A 21,130-nucleotide genomic window follows, 5' to 3' on the forward strand; every position below is an offset into this window, starting at 1 on the left:
CAAAAGGCGCGCGGGCGGTTTCGATGCCCAGTTTCGATGCCCGGTTTCGATACCGTTGCGCGCCTCAGTCTTCCTTTTCTTCTTCTTCCTGCCCGCCGGGCGGCGTTTCGTCCGGCGTCGCGTCGCGCGCGGCGTCCAGCGCCATTTCCCCGCGCAAGCGTTCCATCTCGTCCGCAATCGCCCGCGCGAGCTTCGCGCAGGTGAGCGGCGCCGATCCCTCTGCCTTGTTGTTCGTCGTGATCAGCACGGGCTGGCCCGCCATCGCGTAGCGTGCGGCCAGTTCCGCGAGCGTGACGCGCGTATGCGGGTCTTCGTCCACCAGCTTGTCGAACGGCTCGTAGCGCGCCTTCGCCTGCTCGTACTTGAAGCCGCTGTGCAGGCTCCAGCGCACGATCAGCGGGCCGGCCGGGGCTTCGCCGTCCATCAGCGCGAGCGCGGCGGCCTGGCGCAGCGGGTCCGGCATGCGGGCGTGCAGGCCCACGCAGTAGCGCACGCCCGCGGTGCGCAGCGTGCGCACGAAGCGCGGCGTGAGCAGGATCGCGTCGCGAATCTCGACGGCGTAGCAGGCGCCATCGCCGGCTGCGGCGGCTTCGGCTGATTGGGGCATCGGCGGCAGCGCGGCGAGGAAGGCGGTGAGCCGCTCGACGAACGCCGTCGGGTCGGCCAGCAGTTGGTCGGGCAGCGGCGGGAACTGGAACACGAGCGCGCCGGCCTTGCCGCCGAGGCCCGCGAGGCACGGCTCGACGAATTCGCGCGCGGCCAGCGCCGCGTTCAGAAAGCACGGGTTCGCGGAAACGGGCTCGCCACGCTCGCCGCGCACACTGGCGTCGGTGACGAGCGCCGGCGCCTTCACGATGAAGCGGAAGTGCTCCGGCACCTGCTGCGCGTAGCGCAGGTAATCGGTGACGGTGAGCGGCGCATAGAACGAGCGGTCGATGCTCACCGAGCGCAGCAGCGGATGCGCGCCGTAGGCCGAGAGGCCGTCGCGGGCGAGCTTCGACTGGCTGTAGTCCTCGCCATAGACGATGCCGCGCCAGCCCGGAAACGACCACGACGAGGTGCCAAGACGCACGCTCGCGGGCAGCGCGGCGGCGACGTCGAGCGTGTCTTGCGTCGCTACGGCGGGCAGCACGCCGCAGCCACGGCGTTTCGGGGCGCCGGCGGGGTTGGGCGTGGGCTTTTTCGGCTTTGTTTCGCGCGGCTCGCCATCTTCGTGTGCTTCGATTTCCGCGTCGTCGTCGCCCATGGCGCGGGTAGGGCGCTGGGTGGCGGATTTCGTGACGGGCTTCGTCGCAGGCGTGGGCGCTGGCGCCGCAAAGCCGAACAAGTCAGGCTGCGGCTCCGCACGGGCTTCGGCTTTCGGCGCGTTGCGGCGCGCAGCCGGGCGTGTGCCCGGGTGGGCGTCGTCGGGGCCGGAGTCGTTGGCCGGCCCAAGCGTCCTATCGCCAAACAGGTCGTGGCCGTCGTCGCGTTCGTTCATGCAGTGGCGTCGCGCAGTGGGGTCGTGATGGCGGTCGTGGGGCGAAGCCGCCTGGGCCGGGCACAACTGCGGGAACAGTTGATACGCTGGCGGCGCGGCGAACCGCGCCGCCACCTGCGTCAGAGCGGCTTCTCGTACATATACCGGCGCGACCACGGCAGCGTTGTCGCGCTGCGGCCGGCCTTGCGGCAGACGATCTGGAAGATCGACACGTCGTCGTGCTCGAACGCGTATGCGCAACCCGCCAGATAAACGCGCCAGATGCGGAACTTCTCGTCGTCGACGAGCTGCTTCGCTTCCTCGGCGCGCGCCTCGAAATTCTCCGCCCACAAATCGAGCGTGTGCGCATAGTGACGGCGCAGGCTTTCCACGTCAACCGCTTCGAGGCCGCCGTGCTGCGCCGCCTGGAGCGCGAGGCCGATGTGCGGCAGCTCGCCGTCGGGGAACACGTAGCGGTCGATGAACTCGCCGCCGCCCAGCGCCGTTTCGCCCGATTCGGCGTCCGACGAGGTGATGCCGTGGTTCATGGCGACGCCGTCGTCGGCGAGCAGGTCGTGGACCTTGCGGAAATAGCCCGGCAGATGCTTGCGCCCGACGTGCTCGAACATCCCCACGCTCGTGATGCGATCGAACTGGCCCTGGATGTCGCGATAGTCCTGCAGGCGGATCTCGATGCGGTCTTCGAGGCCCGCCGCCTTCACACGTGCGGTCGCGAGATCGAACTGGTTCTGCGAGAGCGTCACGCCCACGCAGCGCGCGCCGAACTTCTGCGCCGCGCGCAGCACGAGCGCCCCCCATCCGCAGCCGATGTCGAGCAATGTGTGACCCGCCTTCACCTGGATCTTCGTGAGGATGTGGTCGATTTTCTTGAGCTGGGCGGTGGCGAGGTCTTCGTCGCCGTTTTCGAAGTACGCGCACGAATAGACCAAGTTCTCGTCGAGCCAGAGCTTGTAGAACTCGTTCGAGACGTCGTAGTGGTACTGGATGGCCCGCTTGTCCGTGGACTTCGAATGCGTGAAATAGCGGCGCACGCGCGCAAGCTTGCCGGCGCTCGTGACGGTGTTGCGCGCGAGCGAATAGCTGATGTTGATGATGTCGGCGAGCTTGCCTTCTATGTCGATCTTGCCCTTCACGTAGGCCTCGCCGAGGTTGTCGAGGCTCGGCGTGAGCAGGAGCGGCAGCGCCGACGCGCTATTGACCTTGAGCGTGACCTGAGGCGCGGCGAAGTGGCCGAAGTCGTATTGCTGCCCGCTCCAGAGCACGAGGCGGGCGGGCAAGTCGGCCTTGCTGCGCACTTCTTCCACCCACTGTGCGAGTTTTTTCTCCCAGAACATGCGTTTCTCTCCGTGTCAGATGAACGATTGAAGCCCAATGACAAAAGCGAATTGCGATGCAGGTTTTTGGCGACAGCGTTATGGCAACAGCGAGCTACTGAACGATGTGCAACGAAAGCGGTGAGACGCAAACCCGGTGGGCGCGGCCCAAGTGCGGTAAGTGCGGAACATGCGTTACGCCGCGCGCGTGCACTCAGGGCGCGAGACGCTCGATTTGCCAGGCCGCGCCCGCGCGCTCACGCGTGTAGCGGATGCGGTCGTGCAGACGCGACGGGCGGCCCTGCCAGAACTCGATGGCCTCCGGCACCAGCCGGTAGCCGCCCCAGTGCGGCGGGCGCGGCGGCGCTTCGCCATACTGCGCGGCGATTTCGCGCTCGCGGGCTTCGAGCGTCTCGCGGTTCGCGATCACTGTGCTTTGCTCCGATGCCCACGCGCCAATGCGCGAGCCGAGCGGGCGCGAGTTGAAGTAGGCGTCGCTCTCCTCGGCGCTCGTGAGTTCGACCTTACCCTCGATGCGGACCTGGCGCTCCAGCTCGATCCAGTGAAAGAGCAGTGCCGCATGCGGATTCGCACCCAGCTCGCGGCCCTTGCGGCTTTCGTAGTTCGTGAAGAACACGAAGCCGCGCTCGTCCACGCCCTTGATGAGCAGGATGCGCGCGGCGGGGCGGCCCTGTGCGTCGACCGTGGCGACCGTCATGGCGTTGGGCTCGGGCAGCTTGGCGTCGAGCGCCTGGGCGAACCAGGTCTGGAACTGGCGGATCGGATCGGGATCGACGTCGGCGGCGTCGAGGGAGCCGAGCGAGTAGGTCTTGCGGAGATCGGCGAGGGAGGTCATCTTTTAGGCAGACGCTTCAATACGGACAAGTATATCGAACAGGCGAGGAAATAGGGGCGCCCGGCTAGGGGCGCCCGGCCAGGGGCGCCCGGCCTCGTTCGGCGAGATCAGGCAAAATACGGGTCCTGTGAGGACCGCGACAGCAGCGTGCGACCGGTCCGCTTACGATTGCCTACCGTCATGTCCAGTACTCCGATTTCCCCTGCCGCCGGCTCCGTCGATCTTACCCCGAGCCCTGCTGACGATGTTGCCGACCGCGGCCGCCGATTCGGCGGAATCGCGCGGCTTTATGGCGCACCGGCGCTCGATGCGTTCGAGCGCGCCCACGTTGCCGTAATCGGCATTGGCGGCGTGGGCTCATGGGCCGCCGAGGCGCTCGCGCGCAGCGCGATCGGCAAGCTCACGCTGATCGACCTCGACAACGTGGCCGAAAGCAACACCAATCGCCAGATCCACGCGCTCGACGGCAACTACGGCAAGCCCAAGGTCGAGGCCATGGCCGAGCGCATCAAGCTCATCGACCCGGCCTGCGACGTGCGTCTCGTCGAGGATTTCGTCGAGCCGTCGAACTTTGACGCGTTGCTGGGCGGCGGCTTCGACTACGTGATCGACGCCATCGACAGCGTGCGCACCAAGACCGCGCTGATCGCCTGGTGCGTGGAGCACCGCGTGCCGCTCATCACGGTGGGCGGCGCGGGCGGGCAGCTTGACCCAACGCGCATTCGCATCGACGACCTCGCGCTGACGATCCAGGATCCGCTGCTCTCCAAGGTGCGCGGCCAGTTGCGCAAGCAGCATGGCTTTCCGCGCGGGCCTAAGGCGAAATTCAAGGTGAGCGCTGTGTATTCGGACGAGCCGCTGACCTATCCCGAGGCGGCCGTGTGCGATATCGACGCCGAAGCCGAGCACGTCACCACGTCGCCGGGTCATCACGGTCCGGTTGGGCTGAACTGCGCGGGTTTCGGTTCGAGCGTGTGTGTGACTGCGAGCTTTGGTTTCGCGGCGGCTTCGTATGTGCTGCGCGCATTGGCGCATCAAGCCAGCGGGCGTTGAAGCCGGGCGGCAAGAACGCAAGAAAGCGTGCCTGATAAGGCACGCTTTCGTATAGCACTGGAAAGCGAACGAACGGCGCGCGTCGGTCGCCTTATTCGACCGCTTCCGCTTCGTGCAGACGCGGCAGCAGGCGATCGAACTCGCGGCGTACGAGACCGTAGCACTCGCATGCGCGCGCTTCGAGGCGCTTGCGGTCGAGTACGCGGATCTTGCCGCGGCTGTGATGGATCAGACCTTCGTCATGCAGCTTGCCGGCTGCTTCCGTGACGCCTTCGCGGCGCACGCCGAGCATGTCGGCGATCAGTTGCTGCGTCACGCTCAGATCGTTCGAGTCGACGCGGTCCACTTCGATCAGCAGCCACCGGCACAGCTGCTTGCTCAGCGAGTGGTGCCGGTTGCAGGCGGCCGTCTGTGCGACCTGCGTGAGCAGTGCATGCATGTAAAGCAGCGTAATGCGACGCAGGAGGTCCGAGCGCGCAAACTGCTGCTTGAGAGCCTGTGCGCTGATGCGATAGGCGAAGCCCGAGCTTTGCACTTGCACGCGGTTCGGCATTGTTTCGCCACCGGTCAGCACCGGTACGCCAGTCATGCCTTCCCGGCCCACGGCTGCAATTTCGACGGAACTGCCGTCTTCCATTGTCGTGAGCATCGAGATGACAGCGGTCGTCGGAAAATAAACGTGATGAATACGCTGGCCGCAATCGCAGAGCAGCTGTTCAGTGCGTAGTTGAACAAGTTCGAGATGCGGCGCCAATGCCTGCCACTCGTTTGACGGAAGTGCGCCAAGCAGATGATTGCCGTGCAGATCGGATTGAAGGGTCAACATGATCGGTCCTCGCGTAAAGCGGCGTATGCCGCCTCCTGTTTTTTCTGTTTCCGGCTGCCGAACTTTTTGTTATCGCCGTTACCCGTACGGCTATTCGTTCGTTGCGCCGGCCCCATAAGCCCCATAAGCCCCATTAGCGTTTTGCGATCTCGATTGTCGGCATCGACGCCTGTGTGGTGAACTCTACTTAGCAGGGGTTATGCCAGCAGCCGCGAAAGTGAGGACGCTTGCGGCTCTGCGCGGCGCGAGTTATTTCCGGGGCGACGCAAAGCCGCATTATTGTTTCAGTTTTGTACAGCGCCAGCGCGGCGCCGTTTGCGAAGTCGCTAGAGTTTGATGTCGCCAACCCATTGATTTATATGACTACTTTCGCTCCGCGCGCGGATGCCCGGAAATGAGTCCTTGCTGAAACATCGTTGGGCCATCGTCTTGAACGCGTTGTGCGCCTCCCTTTGAAGCGACGCGGTTTTGATTCAGTTCTGTTGGGGGGCCACCGACACTGTCGCAAAAACGTTCGGATGTGAAACATCACATTGCGTGGCCGTCTTCGCGCTTCGTGCGTTGCCGCACATAACGATGACTGCGCCTGCGTCCCAAAGAAAAATTTCCTGACCGCCCGTGCGATCAATGTGGTTGCGCGTACAGATTCGCGCGATGCGTATTGTTCAAATGTCACCTGTACGCGAACCGATAACGAGACTCGGTGCATGACTTCGGTGGAGTGACTTGAATGAACAACGATGTGGCATCTGCCGGCCTGCTAGCCGCGATGAGCGAGGGTGACGCCGAACTCATCGTTCAGCCCGTTGTGCTGGCGGGCGGTTCCGGCACGCGGCTATGGCCGCTTTCTCGCGAGCACTGTCCCAAGCAACTAATCGATCTGCTCGATGGCGAATCGCTGCTCGAGGCGACTGTACGGCGCCTCGATGGCGTGTTCCTGCACGCCGGCGCCGCATTGCCAGAAGCGCACACCGCGGTTCGCAAGGCTGCGCCATTCGTCGTGAGCAGCGAGGACTTGCGCCATCTGACCGCTGACCGTCTCGGTCGCAGTGGCATGGCCGCTCGCTTCGTGCTCGAACCGCTCGCGCGCAACACGGCGCCCGCGCTGACGGCGGTCGCGCTTGCCGCCAGCGGCGACGGCGATCCCGTGCTCGTTGCCATGCCCGCCGACCATCTGATCGCCGATGGCGCCGCGTTTGCCGCCGCGCTCGAGGAAGCCGTGGCGCACGCGGCGCGCGGCGCCATCGTCACACTTGGCGTGCCGCCGCAGCGTGCCGAAACGGGCTACGGCTACATCGGCGCGGGTTTGCCGCTTGGCAGCAGCGGAGCGCGCAGCATCGAGCATTTTGTGGAGAAGCCCGATGCCGAGCGCGCTGCAAGCTATGTTGCTTCGGGGAACTATCTTTGGAACAGCGGGATTTTCGTTGTGCGCGCATCGGTCTGGCTCGCGGCGATCGCGCACAGCCGGCCGCTCATCGCGGCGCAGTGCGCGGCGGCATTCCAAAATGCCTCCGTCGACGCTGACGGCACCGTCCACTTGAACCGCGATGCGCTCGCCTCCTGTCCGTCCGATTCGATCGACTACGCGGTGATGGAGTCGGTCGGCGTGAACGCGCGGCTCGCGGGCGTGGTTGTGCCGCTTCGTTCGGGCTGGTCGGACGTCGGGGCGTGGGATGCCCTGTGGCAGGTCTCGGAGAAGGACGAGAATGGCAACGTCGCGCGCGGGCGCGTGCTGTTCGAGGATGCGGCGGACACCTTCGTTCATTCGGACGGCCGGCTCGTTGCCTGCGTGGGCGTGCGGGGCATGGTGGTGGTCGAGACGGCGGATGCCGTGCTCGTTGTCGCGAAGGACCGCGTTCAGGACGTCAAGGCGGTGGTTGCAAAGCTCAAGGCGCAGCACAGTGAGGTGGCCCGGCAGCACCGGCGCGTGGAGCGCCCGTGGGGCTGGTACGACTCGGTCGATCAGGGCGAGCGCTTTCAGGTCAAGCGCATTGTTGTCAAGCCGGGTGGCCGGCTTTCGCTGCAGATGCATCACCACCGCGCGGAGCACTGGACCGTGGTGCGCGGCACGGCGCGTGTCACGCGTGGCGACGAGGTGCTCCTGCTTTCCGAAAACGAATCGACCTATATCCCGCTTGGCATGACGCACCGGCTCGAGAATCCAGGCAAGACGGCGCTCGAGATCATCGAGGTGCAGTCGGGCTGTTATCTCGGCGAGGACGACATCGTGCGCTTCGACGACCAGTACGGTCGTGTTCAGCAGGCATAGCTGACTGAACGTAAGGCGAGGCTGTAACGCGAGGACGCGCGCGGCGTCCTCAGCGTGCCCAATATCAGTTCAGCGTCGCGCTCAGCTTGCGTCGCCACTCGCTCACGAGCTGCGGCTGATGCGCCGCGAGATCGAACACGGAAAGCATGGTCTTGCGGCCCACGTCGTCGCGAAAGGCGCGGTCGCGCTTCACGATCTCCAGCAGATGCTCGAGCGCGCCCGCGTACTTGTGCCGCGCGATCAGCGCGCTCGCCAGATCGAAGCGCGCTTCGAGGTCGCCGGGATTGGCGGCGACCTGGGCTTCGAGCGCGTCGGTGGGCGGCAGGTCGGCGGCGGCGTCGAGCGCGTCGAGGCGCGTCTTCAGCGCGTTAAAGCGCGCGTCGATGCCCTGTGTGGTCTTGGGCGAGAGCAGCTCGACTGCCTTTTGCGCGTCGTCGGCGCGGTTGTCGGCGAGCAGCATCTCGATCAGGTCCATGCGCACTTCGTCGTTGCCCGGATCGAACGCGAGTGCGGCCTGCAGCGCTTCATAGGCTTCGTCGCGGCGGCCCTCGGCCAGCGCTTCCTGTGCGGCCTGGCGCGCGGCGTCGGCGCCGTCGGGGATCAGGCCGTCGAGGAACTGGCGTAGCTGGCCTTCGGGCAGCACGCCCACGAACTGATCGACCGCCTGGCGGTCTGCGAATGCCACGACGTGCGGAATGCTGCGCACGCCGAAGTGCGCGGCGAGTTCCTGGTTCTCGTCGACGTTCACCTTCACGAGCTTCCATTTGCCCGCGTAGTCGGCCTCGAGCTTTTCGAGCATCGGGCCGAGGCTCTTGCAAGGGCCGCACCAGGGCGCCCAGAAGTCGACCAGCACCGGCGCGAGCGCCGACGCTTCGATCACGTCTTTTTCGAAAGTGGCGAGAGTGGTGTCCATTGCGTCCTCGTTGAGATAAGCGTTATGCCGCTAGTTGGGGACGAAACGCCCGGGTTTCAATCATCCTCTGAAAGCGGCGAGCCGTTAGCGCGGCTTCTTTTCCGGCAGCGGAATCCATTCCGTTTCGCCGGGAACATGCCCCATTTCCTGGCGCGTCCAGGCTTCTTTCGCGGCTTCGATCTTCTCGCGCGAGCTTGCCACGAAGTTCCATTCGATGAAGCGCTCGCCTTCGAGCTTTTCCCCGCCGAGCAGCATCACGCGTGCCCCATTTGCGCTCGAGAGCGTGACGGTTTCGCCCGGCACCAGCACGGCCATGGTGTGCTGTTCGAGCGGGGTGCCGTCGATCGCGAGATCGCCTTCCACGAGATACACGCCGCGCTCTTCGTGCTCCGCGTCGAGCGCGAATGCGCTGCCCGGCGCGAAATCTGCGGCGACGTACAGCGTGCCGGAAAAGGTCTCGACCGGCGAGGTGGCGCCGAACGCCGTGCCGGCGATCACGCGCATCGTGACGCCGTTGCGCTCGATTTCGGGCAGCGTGGCGGCGGCGTGATGGAAGAACGACGGCTGGGCGTCTTCGTGATCGAGCGGCAGCGCCACCCAGGTCTGGATGCCGTGCATGGTGAGGCCGGTGGCGCGGTCCTCGTCGGGCGTGCGCTCGGAGTGGACGATGCCGCGCCCGGCCGTCATCCAGTTCACGTCGCCGGGCACGATCTTCTGGCTGGAACCGATGCTGTCGCGATGCATGAGCGCGCCGTCGAAAAGATAGGTGACCGTCGCGAGCCCGATATGCGGGTGCGGACGCACATCCACGCCCGAGCCCGGCGCGAGCGTGGCGGGCCCCATGTGGTCGAAAAAGATGAACGGGCCGACGAGGCGTGCGGCGAGCGCGGGCAGCACGCGCCGCACATAGAGATTGCCGATGTCGCGTTGATGAGGCTTGAGAACCGCTCTGATCGATGAGGACATGTTGCTTCCTGGGTGAGTCGTACGGCACGCTGTGGGCCAACTAGTGGGCGAAATCGGCGCGCGGACAGGCCGCGCGCGAGGCTGGCGCTCATTCTAACGCCGGCTTTCCCGGCGTGCGGCCAACCCAGGGGCTCGGCGCTGGCGGCTCGGCGCGCCGCGGCGCGAGGCGGTAAGATCGCCGCTTCGAAGAAGAGGCATGACGCAAAAGAGGAGAGAGGGGATGTCGCCGAAGGACTTGTTGCTCGCGCTGGTGGTGGTGCTAGCGTGGGGCGTGAATTTCGTCGTGATCAAGGTGGGGCTGCACGGCGTGCCGCCACTCCTGCTCGGCGCGCTGCGCTTCATGCTGGCGGCGTTCCCCGCGGTGCTGTTCGTGAAGCGCCCGCGGATGCCGCTGCGCTGGCTGCTGGCCTACGGCGCGACCATCTCGCTCGGCCAGTTCGCGTTCCTCTTCACGGCAATGTACGTGGGCATGCCCGCGGGCCTCGCTTCGGTCGTGCTGCAGGCGCAGGCGTTCTTCACGCTCGGTTTTGCCGCGGTATTTCTGCGTGAGCGCTTTCACGCGCAGAACGTCATCGGCCTGTTGATCGCCGCGGGCGGTCTCGCGCTGATCGGCGTGCAGTCGATGGGGGGCACAGCGGGCAACAGTGCGCAAGGCATGACCATCGCCGGTTTCGTGCTCACGCTGTGTGCGGCCTGCATGTGGGCGCTCGGCAATATCGTCACGAAAAAGGTGGGCAAGGTGGACCTCGTCGGCCTCGTGGTGTGGGCGAGCCTCGTGCCGCCGCTGCCGTTTCTCGTGCTCTCGTACTGGATGGAAGGCCCGCAGCGCATCGTGGCCGCGCTCTCGGGCATCGGCATGACGTCGGTGGGCGCGATCGTCTATCTCGCGTTCGTGGCGACGCTCATCGGCTATAGCCTCTGGAGCCGCCTGCTCTCGAAGTATCCCGCAAGCCAGGTGGCGCCGTTCTCGCTGCTCGTGCCGATTGTCGGGCTTGCCTCGGCGTCGCTGCTGCTCGGCGAGCAGTTGAGCGCGGCCGAGATCGGCGGCGCCGTGCTCGTGATGGGCGGCCTCGCCGTCAACGTGTTCGGGGGCTGGGTCAAGCAGCGCCTCGGGGCCGTGCGCTCGTAAAGCCTGCACTCCAGATGAAAAACGCCGCGCGAGCCCGAAGGCTTGCGCGGCGTTTCTGAAGCCGCCGGACGCCTCACACGGCACTCAGGTCATGCGGCTCTTCGCAAGCGGCGGATTGGCCGCGAAATAGCGCTTGATGCCCTTGAGAACTGCGTTCGCCATCTTGTCGCGATAGGCGTCGTCGTTGAGCTTGGTCTCTTCTTCGGGATTGCTGATGAAGGCCGTCTCCACGAGGATCGACGGAATGTCAGGCGCCTTGAGCACCGCGAAGGCCGCCTGCTCGACCGAGCCCTTGTGCAGCTTGTTGATCTCGCCGACCTCGTTGAGCACGAAGCCGCCGTAACGCAGCGAGTCGCGGATCTGCGCCGTCGTCGACATGTCGAAGAGCGCGCGGTTCACGGCGGCGTCGGCCGTCTGCACGCTGATGCCGCCGATCTGATCCGACGCGTTTTCCTTGTTCGCCATCCAGCGCGCCGCGGCGCTCGTCGCGCCGTGCTCCGACAGCGCGAACACCGACGAGCCGCGCGCCTCGGGCGTCGTGAACGCATCGGCGTGGATCGAGACGAACAGGTCCGCGCCCACGCGGCGCGCCTTCTGCACGCGTACGTTCAGCGGCACGAAGAAGTCGGCGTCGCGCGTCATCATCGCGCGCATGTTGGGCTGGGCGTCGATTTTCGCGCGCAGCTTCTTCGCGATGTCGAGCGCGACGTGCTTCTCGTACGTGCCCGCGCTGCCGATCGCGCCCGGGTCCTCGCCGCCGTGGCCCGGATCGATCGCGACCGTCAACAGGCGCGTGGTGCCGCCCCTGGTGGACTTCGGCGTGGTGAAGCCGTAGTTGTCGTCGGCGCTGGCGTTGTCGTCGTCGTTGTTGCGCTGGGCGACCACAGGCGGCTTCGGCGCGGCAGGCCTCGGCGGACGCGGCGCAACGACGGGGGGCGCGGAACGTGGCGTGCCGGGCGAGGCGCCCGCGTCGTTCTGCGCGTAGCGCTCGAAAAATGCGTCGCTGTTGTCGTGCGCGGGCGGCGCGCCGATTCCGGCATTGGGACCGGCGAGCGTGGGCGGCGTGGAGGGCGGCGCGCTGTCCTTCATCGCTTCGTGCGCGTCGAGCTGCTGCTGCTTGTGCTCGGTTTGCGCCAGCAGGTCCATGAGCGGGTCGGGCGCGACCGCCGGGTAGAGGTCGAACACGAGCCGGTACTTGTACGAGCCGATAGGGGCAAGAGTGAACACCTGGGGCTTCACCCCGCCCTTGAGGTCGAACACCATGCGCACCACATGCGGCTGGTACTGGCCCACGCGCACGGCCTGGATCTGCGGATCGTTCGGCGTGATCTTGGAGACGAGGTTCTTGAGCGCGTCGTCGAGATCGAGTCCGGTGAGATCGACGACGAGCCGATCGGGGCCCTGCAGCAGTTGCTGCGTGTTCTGCAGCGGCTGGTCCGATTCGATGGTGACGCGGGTGTAGTCGCGCGCGGGCCATACCCGCACGCCGACGACCGAAGTGGCCCACGCGAGGCGCGGCACGGCAAGACCGAGCACGAGCGTGGAGGCGCCCGCCTTCAGAATCTGCCGGCGACGCCAGTTGTGCGTGGCGGTGGCGGCCGATTCGATCGAGCGGAATGGTTTGATTAACATCTTTCTAGACATGCCTTTCCTGATGCGCTGTATGCGTAGGCGGTGAGCACGCGGCCTTCGCCGCTTGCATCCGGCTCCAGCGAGAACACGAGATCGGGTACGCCCAGCAGGCCGCCCGCGCGTTGCGGCCATTCGACGAGGCACACCGCATCTTGCGCGAAATATTCGCGAAAGCCCGAGTCGGCCCATTCGGCCGGATCGCTGAAACGGTACAGATCGAAGTGATAAAGCTGGAGTTCCCCACAGGGCGTTGCGACCGTGTACGGTTCGACGAGCGTGTAGGTGGGGCTGCGCACGCGGCCCGCGTGGCCGAGCGCGCGCAACGTGGCGCGCACGAGCGAGGTCTTGCCCGCGCCGAGGTCGCCATGCAGTTGCACGTGCAGGCCGTGAAAGGGCGGTGCGTCGTGGTTTTCCACATGATTCGCGCGCAGCGAGTCGAGCGCGTGCGCAAAGCGTGCGCCGAAGGCGTCGGTGGCGTCGGCGTCTGCAAGGTCGAAACGGCGTTCGAGGAGAACGGCGGCGGATGGATCAAGCAAAAGCGGCGCGTGGTCGTGACCGGGCGTGTCGGGCATTCTCGTAAAATGGCGTAATGAACCCCACGCACTCCCCTTCCAACTCCGCGCAGGATGCGCGCGCGTCTTCGGAGGCGCTCGACCCAACGTCCGCTCAGGCGTGTGCTCAAGCGCATGCTCGAACTGACGCGCCGCGAGAGTCGTCTGTGCCGGCCGTCGAGCAGGCCACGCTGCTCGATGAGGCAGCGCTCGCCGCGCTCGCGGCGCGCATCCGGACGTGGGGGCGCGAGCTGGGGTTCGGTGCGATCGGTATCAGTGACACCGACCTTTCCCATGCCGAGGCGGGCCTCGCCGCGTGGCTCGAAGCAGGCTGCCACGGCGAGATGGATTATATGGCCAAACATGGGATGAAACGCGCGCGGCCCGCCGAGCTTGTGGCCGGCACGCGACGCGTGATCACCGCACGCATGGCCTATTTGCCCATCGATACGCTCGCGCCGAATGCAGCGGGAAAGACGCACGAAAGTGCTTCGCAAGGCGGCCCGGATCGCAGCGAGAGCGCTGGCACGAACGTTGCCCACGAGAGCGTTCACGCCGACTGGCGTCTGCGCGAGCACGCGCGCCTCGCCGACCCGCATGCCGCCGTCGTGTCGATTTACGCGCGCGGCCGCGACTATCACAAGGTGTTGCGCGCGCGGCTCCAGCAGCTTGCCGAGCGCATCGAGGGCGAGATCGGCCAGTTCGGTTTTCGCGTGTTCACCGACTCCGCGCCGGTGCTCGAAGTCGAGCTTGCGCAGAAGGCGGGCGTGGGCTGGCGCGGCAAGCACACGCTGCTGCTGCAGCGCGACGCGGGCTCGCTCTTCTTTCTCGGCGAGATCTACGTGGACGTGCCGCTGCCCACCGACGCCGACGACCCAGCCAGCGCCGCACCGGAAACGCCGGGCGCACATTGCGGCAGTTGCACGCGCTGCATCGACGCGTGCCCAACGGGGGCGATCACCGGGCCGTATCGCGTGGATGCGCGCCGCTGCATCTCCTATCTCACGATCGAGCTCAAGGGCAGTATTCCCCTGGAACTGCGCGAGCTGATCGGCAATCGTGTGTATGGCTGCGACGACTGCCAGCTCGTGTGCCCATGGAACAAATTCGCGAAGGCCGCGCCCGTCGCCGATTTCGACGTGCGTCATGGGCTCGATCGCGCGAGCCTCGTCGACCTGTTCGGCTGGAGTGCGGCGCAGTTCGACGAGCGCATGCAGGGCAGCGCGATACGGCGCATCGGCTACGAGAGCTGGTCGCGCAATATCGCGGTGGCAATGGGCAATGCGCTGCGCGCAACGCGTGAGGCCTCGAGCAACGATGGCGGCGCCGCGCGCGCTGCGATCGTGAAGGCGCTGCGCGAGCGCGAGCATGACGCGTCGGCCGTCGTGCGCGAGCACGTGCTTTGGGCGCTGGAGGCGGCTTGACGCAAATGGACACCGCGGAGGCTGGCATGGACATGAAACTGAACGACGGCGCGCTGGAAATCGCGCGCACAACGCGGCACCATGGCGTGCAACATTCGCGCGCGAAGGAGACGACGATGTTCAACGCAGTGATCGACGCGCCGTTCGGCAAGGTCGGCATCCGTACCGTCGGGCAAGCGCTGCGCGAGATCGTCTATCTGCCGCGGCACACGGCGAGCGTCGAGCCCGATTGCGAACTCGCCGCGCGCGCGGCCGGGCAGATCGGCCAGTATTTCGAGAACGCCGACGCCGGCTTCGACCTGCCGCTCGCACCGCTCGGCACCGAATTCCAGCGGCGTGTGTGGGATGGCATCTGCGCAATCGAGGCGGGGGAAGTCCTCACCTACGGCGAACTCGCGAAGCGCATTGGCGGCGTCAGCCCGCGCGCCGTGGGCCAGGCGTGCGGCGACAATCCCTTTCCGCTCGTGATTCCGTGTCATCGCGTGGTGTCGGCGAGCGGTCTCGGCGGTTTCGCGCATCACGGCGGCGAAGGCTTCTTTCGCGACGTGAAGCGCTGGCTGCTCGCCCACGAATGCACGTCGAACCGATTTGAGCTGCGATAACACGATGACGATGACGACGAATCCGCCGCTTGCCGCAAGCGACGCTGCCGACGAAACGGAGCAGGCGCTCGACCCCGCCGCGACCGAAGCGCTTGCGTCGAGCCTCACCGCCATCGACACGTTCTGCGACGCCATGTGGCTCGAGCATGGCCTCTCGCGCAACACGCTCGACGCCTACCGGCGCGATCTGCGCCTCTTCGCGCAATGGCTCGCGCGCGAGCGCTCCAATGCGCTCGATACGACCCACGAAGACGACTTGCTCGCCTACAGCGCGCGCCGCAAGGACGATAAATCCACCTCAGCGAACCGGCGCCTTTCGGTGTTTCGGCGCTACTACGGCTGGGCGCTGCGCGAGCAGCGCGTGCATTCGGACCCGACCGTGCGCATCCGCTCGGCGAAACAGGCGCCGCGCTTTCCGTCTACCTTGAGCGAGGCGCAGGTCGAGGCGCTGCTGGGCGCGCCCGATGTCGAGACGCCACTCGGCCTGCGCGATCGCACGATGCTGGAACTAATGTACGCGAGCGGCCTGCGCGTGACCGAACTCGTCACGCTCAAGACGGTCGAGGTGGGCTTGAACGAAGGCGTCGTGCGCGTGCTCGGCAAGGGCTCGAAAGAGCGGCTCATTCCGTTCGGCGAGGAGGCGCACGCGTGGATCGAGCGCTACCTGCGCGAGGCGCGGCCGGCGCTGCTCGGCGCACGCACGACCGACGCGCTCTTCGTGACCGCGCGCGCCGAAGGCATGACGCGCCAGCAGTTCTGGCACATCATCAAGCGCCACGCGGCGGCGGCCGGTGTCCATGCGCCACTTTCGCCGCACACGATGCGCCACGCGTTCGCCACGCACCTCCTCAATCACGGCGCCGATTTGCGGGTCGTGCAGCTTCTGCTCGGCCACAGCGACATCTCGACCACGCAGATCTATACGCACGTCGCGCGCGAGCGGCTGCGGCTGTTGCACGCGAAGCATCATCCGCGCGGCTGACCCTGGCAAACGCGTTTGGCGCAGTTGTTGCAAAGCGTGCGATTACAATGCGCCGATGAGCAAAACGAAACACGTGTCCGAAACGCCCGCCACGCAGATGCTGCGCCGCGCGGGCGTCGCATTCGGCGAGCATCCCTACGAGTATGTCGAACACGGCGGCACGGAAGAGTCCGCGCGCCAGCTCGGCGTGGATGAGCATCGCGTCGTCAAGACGCTCGTGATGGAGGACGAAAACGCGAAGCCGCTCATCGTCCTCATGCATGGCGACCGCAAGGTGTCGACGAAGAATCTCGCGCGGCAGATCGGCGCGAAACGCATCGAGCCGTGCAAGCCCGAAGTCGCGAACCGTCATTCGGGGTACCTGGTGGGCGGCACGTCGCCCTTCGGCACGAAGAAAGCCATGCCAGTGTATGTCGAATCGACCATACTCGAACTCGACGAGATCTGGCTCAACGGCGGCCGTCGCGGCTACCTCGTGCGCCTCGCCCCCGCGGTGCTCACGACGCTCCTGAACGCGAAGCCGGTGCAGTGCGCGAGCGTCGAATAACGGTTGAATACCGCGCGACGCTCGCTGAGCGGGTCCGCCCCTCAATTCCCGTTGCTTCCCTGATTACCCTGGTTTGTGCGTGGTTGTGCCGCCGCTGCGGGCAGGGCGCGCCCGCGCTTCGGTAGAATGAGCGCCGTCGCGCGTTGCCGGGCGGCGATGACCATCGCTACCGCCCGGCGCGCATCGTTCCACTTCCTCCGGGTTTCGTGCATGTACAACCTGTTCGTCGCCGTTCTCGCCTATCTGATCGGCTCGGTTTCGTTCGCCGTGATCGTGAGCGCCTTCATGGGCCTCGACGATCCGCGCTCCTACGGCTCCGGCAATCCCGGCGCGACCAACGTGCTGCGCAGCGGCAACAAGAAGGCCGCGATCCTCACGCTGATCGGCGACGCGTTCAAGGGCTGGCTGGCCGTCTGGCTCGTCGCGCACTTCGGCCCGCGTTACGGTCTGGGCGACGTCGCCGTCGCGCTTGCCGCGATCGCCGTGTTCCTCGGCCACCTGTATCCGGTGTTCTTCCGCTTCAAGGGCGGCAAGGGCGTCGCCACGGCGGCCGGCGTCCTGCTCGCCGTGAATCCGATTCTCGGAGTCGCCACGCTCGCCACCTGGCTCATCGTCGCGTTTTTCACGCGCTACTCGTCGCTCGCGGCGCTGGCCGCCGCCGTGTTCGCGCCGCTCTACTACGTGTTCATGTTCGGCCCGCGCATCGTCGCGCTCGCCATCCTCGCCATGAGCGTGCTGCTGTTCTGGCGGCATCGCGCGAACATCTCCAAGCTCATCGCGGGCAAGGAAAGCCGCATCGGCGAGAAGAAGGCGGCGGGCGCCAGCAAGTAGGCCGGTGCGACGGGAGAGGACGGCGCTGCGGCGCCGTTTTTTCACCTTGACATGCAACCATACGGTTGCATAATCAATGCATGAACGACGACGCCGTATTCCGCGCGCTGGCGGACGCGAGCCGCCGTCAACTGCTCGACCGCCTCCATGCGAAAAACGGCCAGACGCTGACCGATTTATGCGAGGGGCTGGCCATCTCGCGCCAGGCGGTCACGAAGCATCTCGCCGTGCTGGAAGAGGCGAATCTCGTCGCGACGCAGTGGCATGGGCGCGAGAAGCGGCATTTCATCAATCCGGTGCCCATCGGCGAGATTGCCGCGCGCTGGATCGGCAAGTTCGAGCACGAGCGCGTGGGCGCGCTCGTCGACCTCAAGCGATCACTCGAAGGAGACAGTCATGAGTAGCGACAAGCACACGCAAGGCAGCGCCGCCGGCGACTCGACGTTCGTCTACGTCACGTTCATCCGCACCACGCCGCAGGCGTTGTGGACGGCGCTCACGAGCCGCGAGTTCACCGAGCGCTACTGGTTCGGCATGCATCACGAATGCGACTGGCAAACGGGTTCGCCCTGGTCGCTGCGCTTCGCCGACGGCCGGATTGCCGACTCGGGCGCGGTGGTCGAATCCGATCCCCCGCGCCGGCTCGTGCTGCGCTGGCGCAACATGTTCCTGGCCGAACTCCATGCCGAGGGCGATTCGCACTGCACGATCGACATCGAGCCCGTTGAGCACGCGGTCAAGCTCACGATAACGCACAGCATGGCGCGGGCGGGATCGATCTTCATCGAAAAGGTGTCGGGCGGCTGGCCGCGCATCCTCTCGAACCTCAAGACCCTGCTGGAAACCGGCGAAGTGCTCATGCCGCTCGTGGTGACGGCGGACTGAGCACGAGCAAAAGCGGGGCGTGTTAAATGAAACGGGGCGGCTCGAGCCGCCCCGCCATGCGATGGACTTGCCGCTTTAATCGCGGAAGTTGTTGAAGTCGAGCGGCGTGTCGGTCACGTCTTTGCGCAGCATGGCGATCACGCTTTGCAGGTCGTCGCGCTTGGTGCCCGTTACGCGCACCGCGTCGCCCTGGATGCTGGCCTGGACCTTGATCTTGCTGTCCTTCACGAGCTTGACGATCTTCTTCGCGAGGTCGCCCGACACACCCTTTTTCACGGTGATGACCTGCTTGACCTTGTCGCCGCCGATCTTCTCGACCTTGCCGTAGTCGAGGAAGCGCACGTCCACATTGCGCTTGGCCATTTTCGACACCAGCACGTCCTTCACCTGGCCGAGCTTGAAGTCGTCGTCGGCGAACGCGGTCAGCTCGCGCTCCTTTTGCTCGACGCGCGAATCCGAGCCCTTGAAGTCGAAGCGCGTGGAGATTTCCTTGTTGGATTGCTCCACGGCGTTCTTTACTTCGATCATGTTGGCTTCGCTGACGACGTCAAACGATGGCATTGCTTTCTCCCAAAAGTACGAGGTGCGCAAACGGCGATGCAAAAGCTATGCAAGCTAAATGCCCGCGGGTCGCAGCCGTATTCCGCGGCCCGCCGACGCATTTTCAGGCAGCGGTTCGCGCACTCGCTATAATCACGGACCGACGCCATTCTACCGGCGCTGTTGCGTTTGCCCAAGGCGGCTTGCCGCCGCCCGGTGGCGAGTCCGTGGTGCGCAGGTGCCCGCCGGCGGCCTTTCCGGCCATTTTTCGTCTGCTGTCCATGTTCCGTTCTTCCTCGATGCCCGTCATCCAAACGCCCGTCACGACGTGGTTTGCCGCCGGCTTTGCGCTGCGCGCGCACAACACGTTCGGCTTCGACGTGCGCGCGCGCTACGCGTGCCGGGTCGAAAGCGAGACCGACCTCGCCGCTGCTGTGCGCGATCCGCGCGCCCAGGGCTTGCGCACGCTCGTGCTGGGCGGCGGCAGCAACGTCGTGCTCACGCGCGATTTCGACGGTCTCGTGCTGCTCATGGCGCTGGCCGGCAAGCGCGTCGCCTACGAAGACGGTCACGCCTGGTACGTGGAAGCGGCCGCGGGCGAGAACTGGCACGATTTTGTGTCCTGGACGCTCGAAGCGGGCATGCCGGGCCTCGAGAATCTGGCGCTGATTCCGGGCACGGTGGGCGCGGCGCCCATCCAGAATATCGGCGCCTACGGGCTCGAGATGGCCGAGCGCTGTGTGGCGGTGCGGGCCATCGAGATGGCGACGGGCAAAGCCGTGGAGTTCGACGCGGCCGCCTGCCGCTTCGGTTACCGCGACAGCTTCTTCAAGCGCGAAGGGCGCGATCGCTTCGTCATTACCTCGGTCACGTTCCGCCTGCCGAAGGCCTGGCAACCCAACGCGGGCTATGCCGACCTCGTGCGCGAGCTGGCGCAGCACAACGCCGGCGAGACGCCGCATGCGCGCGCCGTGTTCGACGCCGTGGTCGCGGTGCGGCGCGCGAAGCTGCCTGACCCGCTCGAACTCGGCAACGCGGGCAGTTTCTTCAAGAATCCCGTGATCGAAGCGCAGCAGTTCGATACGCTCGTCGTGCGCGAGCCGCAGATCGTTTCGTACCAGCAGGCCGACGGGCGCGTGAAGCTCGCGGCGGGCTGGATGATCGACCGGTGCGGCTGGAAGGGCCGCGCGCTGCGCGCGGCGGCGGTGCATGAGCGTCAGGCGCTCGTGCTCGTCAATCGCGGCGGCGCAACCGGCGCTGACATTCTCGAACTCGCAGCGGCGATCCAGCGCGACGTGCTCGCGCGCTTCGGCGTGGAGCTGGAGCAGGAACCCGTCAGCCTCTAAGGCCTCTCAGGCGCCGCCCGGCGCCGCGCTTGCATCACACCCTCAAATCACCTTGTCCTGGGCCGCGAACACCGGCCCCTGCACGAAGCGCACGTCGTATTGCTGCAACTGCTCGAACTGCGCCGCATCGGTCACGCGGTTGAAAATGAGCGGAATGCGCAGCCGCGCCGCGTAGCTCACGAGCGGCTTCACCATCGAATCGCGCAGCGCGGACGCCGCATCCATCTTCACGAAGTCGGGCCGAGGCACGTCCGACACCGAAAGAATCTGCCCGGCATTGGGCAGATTGCCCGCCACCTTGAACCCGTACCGCTGATAGCTCTTCGTGAGATAGCCGAGAAAGGTGCGGTGCGCGACCGCCGCCGCCGGCAGCTCGATCACGATGCGCCCGGGGTTGAGCCCGAACGACACCAGCACGTTCGAGAAATGCCTTCCATGGTCGTACTTCACGCTCTTCAGGAGCCGCTCGTGCACACGCAGGAAGAGTAGCCCGTGCTGCTGGCCACCCAGAAAATTGATGGCGTGCAGCGCGCGCACCATGCGGTCGACCGCGACGAGGTCGGGATCGTCGAGCGTGTCGCTGAATGCGTCGCAGGGCGCGAGCAAGCCGTCCTGTTCGCGCAGCGTGACCGCCTGAAAGCCGAGTTCATCGCCAAAGCGTGAGGCCATCGCGAGATCGGCTGTGAGCGACTGCGCCCCGCTGTGCACGCTGATGTCGTAAATCGGCTCGTAGGCGCTCAATAGCTCCACGCCGCGCCGCCGCGCCACGGCCTCTTTGGCATGAGCGCCAGTGCCCATCGCCAGGTGCTCGCCGAGAAACGGATGGTCGGCGGCGCGGGCAACGAGCTCGGGAATGGTGGGAGCAATCATGGTGATGTAGCGGGAAGCGGGTGAAAGCGGGTGAAAAGCGAGAGCCCCACACGGGGTCGCATGACCCGATGGTAGCAGCCCGCAGCCGCGCCGGATGGACTGTTTGGTCATAACG

General features: G+C 66.1%; 21 protein-coding genes. 11 read left to right on the plus strand and 10 right to left on the minus strand.

Features of this window, described 5'->3' with window-relative positions; genetic code table 11:
• Window positions 1-64: 64 nt before the first annotated feature.
• From M3A49_RS10215 to pdxH, 3 genes are all read right to left on the minus strand, one after another.
• Entirely contained in the window at window positions 65-1,480 is a 1,416-nt protein-coding gene (locus M3A49_RS10215) for a DUF72 domain-containing protein (RefSeq protein WP_266228571.1), read from the minus strand.
• A 119-nt stretch (window positions 1,481-1,599) separates the two neighbouring features.
• A complete protein-coding gene (locus tag M3A49_RS10220; protein ID WP_266228572.1) occupies window positions 1,600-2,814 on the minus strand; it encodes an SAM-dependent methyltransferase in 1,215 nt (404 codons plus the stop codon).
• 193 nt (window positions 2,815-3,007) lie between these two features.
• Window positions 3,008-3,649, minus strand: a complete 642-nt coding sequence (gene pdxH / locus M3A49_RS10225) for a pyridoxamine 5'-phosphate oxidase (protein ID WP_254352367.1) — start codon at window positions 3,647-3,649, stop codon at window positions 3,008-3,010.
• Between the two features lie 180 nt (window positions 3,650-3,829).
• On the opposite strand from pdxH, the gene tcdA reads away from it, so the two are divergent.
• On the plus strand, window positions 3,830-4,702 hold the full coding sequence (gene tcdA, locus M3A49_RS10230; protein ID WP_266228573.1) for a tRNA cyclic N6-threonylcarbamoyladenosine(37) synthase TcdA: 873 nt from the start codon (window positions 3,830-3,832) through the stop codon (window positions 4,700-4,702).
• A gap of 91 nt (window positions 4,703-4,793) precedes the next feature.
• On the opposite strand, the gene M3A49_RS10235 is transcribed toward tcdA, so the two are convergent.
• Window positions 4,794-5,528, minus strand: a complete 735-nt coding sequence (locus tag M3A49_RS10235; RefSeq protein WP_254352366.1) for a Crp/Fnr family transcriptional regulator — start codon at window positions 5,526-5,528, stop codon at window positions 4,794-4,796.
• Between the two features lie 730 nt (window positions 5,529-6,258).
• On the opposite strand from M3A49_RS10235, the gene M3A49_RS10240 reads away from it, so the two are divergent.
• Window positions 6,259-7,797 (plus strand): mannose-1-phosphate guanylyltransferase/mannose-6-phosphate isomerase, encoded by a 1,539-nt coding sequence (locus M3A49_RS10240; RefSeq protein ID WP_416338944.1) that lies wholly within the window; start codon window positions 6,259-6,261, stop codon window positions 7,795-7,797.
• Between the two features lie 64 nt (window positions 7,798-7,861).
• On the opposite strand, the gene trxA is transcribed toward M3A49_RS10240, so the two are convergent.
• The gene (gene trxA / locus M3A49_RS10245; RefSeq protein ID WP_254352365.1) at window positions 7,862-8,710 is read right to left on the minus strand and encodes a thioredoxin; all 849 of its coding nucleotides are present in this window, start codon (window positions 8,708-8,710) and stop codon (window positions 7,862-7,864) included.
• Between the two features lie 84 nt (window positions 8,711-8,794).
• Window positions 8,795-9,676 (minus strand): pirin family protein, encoded by an 882-nt coding sequence (locus M3A49_RS10250; protein ID WP_266228574.1) that lies wholly within the window; start codon window positions 9,674-9,676, stop codon window positions 8,795-8,797.
• Between the two features lie 220 nt (window positions 9,677-9,896).
• Here M3A49_RS10250 and M3A49_RS10255 point away from each other — a divergent pair, with 220 nt between their 5' ends.
• Window positions 9,897-10,805 carry an EamA family transporter gene (locus M3A49_RS10255; RefSeq protein ID WP_266228575.1) on the plus strand — a complete coding sequence of 303 codons (909 nt, stop codon included), beginning with the start codon at window positions 9,897-9,899 and terminating at the stop codon, window positions 10,803-10,805.
• 84 nt (window positions 10,806-10,889) lie between these two features.
• Here M3A49_RS10255 and M3A49_RS10260 read toward each other — a convergent pair whose 3' ends face one another.
• Both M3A49_RS10260 and tsaE read right to left on the minus strand, forming a co-directional pair.
• Window positions 10,890-12,449, minus strand: coding sequence for an N-acetylmuramoyl-L-alanine amidase (locus M3A49_RS10260; RefSeq protein ID WP_266228576.1), 1,560 nt, complete (start codon window positions 12,447-12,449; stop codon window positions 10,890-10,892).
• A complete protein-coding gene (tsaE, locus tag M3A49_RS10265; protein WP_266228577.1) occupies window positions 12,431-13,009 on the minus strand; it encodes a tRNA (adenosine(37)-N6)-threonylcarbamoyltransferase complex ATPase subunit type 1 TsaE in 579 nt (192 codons plus the stop codon). Before tsaE ends, M3A49_RS10260 begins: the two co-directional genes overlap by 19 nt.
• A gap of 146 nt (window positions 13,010-13,155) precedes the next feature.
• Between tsaE and queG the strand changes: the two genes are divergently transcribed.
• The 7 genes from queG (at window position 13,156) to M3A49_RS10300 (ending at window position 18,259) form a co-directional block, all read left to right on the plus strand.
• Complete coding sequence (gene queG, locus M3A49_RS10270) at window positions 13,156-14,412, plus strand: tRNA epoxyqueuosine(34) reductase QueG (RefSeq protein WP_266228578.1); 1,257 nt, start codon at window positions 13,156-13,158, stop codon at window positions 14,410-14,412.
• 116 nt (window positions 14,413-14,528) lie between these two features.
• Window positions 14,529-15,014 (plus strand): methylated-DNA--[protein]-cysteine S-methyltransferase, encoded by a 486-nt coding sequence (locus tag M3A49_RS10275; protein WP_266228675.1) that lies wholly within the window; start codon window positions 14,529-14,531, stop codon window positions 15,012-15,014.
• 10 nt (window positions 15,015-15,024) lie between these two features.
• Window positions 15,025-15,996: a site-specific tyrosine recombinase XerD gene (gene xerD, locus M3A49_RS10280; protein ID WP_266228676.1), complete on the plus strand. Its 972-nt coding sequence runs from the start codon at window positions 15,025-15,027 to the stop codon at window positions 15,994-15,996.
• Window positions 15,997-16,051: 55 nt separating this feature from the next.
• Window positions 16,052-16,543, plus strand: coding sequence for a Cys-tRNA(Pro) deacylase (gene ybaK / locus M3A49_RS10285; protein ID WP_266228579.1), 492 nt, complete (start codon window positions 16,052-16,054; stop codon window positions 16,541-16,543).
• 210 nt (window positions 16,544-16,753) lie between these two features.
• A complete protein-coding gene (gene plsY, locus M3A49_RS10290; protein ID WP_266228677.1) occupies window positions 16,754-17,374 on the plus strand; it encodes a glycerol-3-phosphate 1-O-acyltransferase PlsY in 621 nt (206 codons plus the stop codon).
• Window positions 17,375-17,454: 80 nt separating this feature from the next.
• The gene (locus M3A49_RS10295) at window positions 17,455-17,778 is read left to right on the plus strand and encodes an ArsR/SmtB family transcription factor (protein WP_266228580.1); all 324 of its coding nucleotides are present in this window, start codon (window positions 17,455-17,457) and stop codon (window positions 17,776-17,778) included.
• Window positions 17,771-18,259, plus strand: a complete 489-nt coding sequence (locus M3A49_RS10300; protein WP_254352358.1) for an SRPBCC family protein — start codon at window positions 17,771-17,773, stop codon at window positions 18,257-18,259. Before M3A49_RS10295 ends, M3A49_RS10300 begins: the two co-directional genes overlap by 8 nt.
• A 75-nt stretch (window positions 18,260-18,334) precedes the next feature.
• On the opposite strand, the gene M3A49_RS10305 is transcribed toward M3A49_RS10300, so the two are convergent.
• Window positions 18,335-18,820 (minus strand): YajQ family cyclic di-GMP-binding protein, encoded by a 486-nt coding sequence (locus tag M3A49_RS10305; RefSeq protein ID WP_266228581.1) that lies wholly within the window; start codon window positions 18,818-18,820, stop codon window positions 18,335-18,337.
• A 278-nt stretch (window positions 18,821-19,098) separates the two neighbouring features.
• Between M3A49_RS10305 and murB the strand changes: the two genes are divergently transcribed.
• Window positions 19,099-20,145 (plus strand): UDP-N-acetylmuramate dehydrogenase, encoded by a 1,047-nt coding sequence (gene murB, locus M3A49_RS10310; protein WP_266228582.1) that lies wholly within the window; start codon window positions 19,099-19,101, stop codon window positions 20,143-20,145.
• Between the two features lie 42 nt (window positions 20,146-20,187).
• On the opposite strand, the gene M3A49_RS10315 is transcribed toward murB, so the two are convergent.
• Window positions 20,188-21,015: an EAL domain-containing protein gene (locus tag M3A49_RS10315; protein WP_266228583.1), complete on the minus strand. Its 828-nt coding sequence runs from the start codon at window positions 21,013-21,015 to the stop codon at window positions 20,188-20,190.
• Between the last annotated feature and the right edge of the window lie 115 nt (window positions 21,016-21,130).

Source organism: Paraburkholderia sp. CNPSo 3076 (assembly GCF_026343935.1).
Taxonomy (GTDB): domain Bacteria; phylum Pseudomonadota; class Gammaproteobacteria; order Burkholderiales; family Burkholderiaceae; genus Paraburkholderia; species Paraburkholderia nodosa.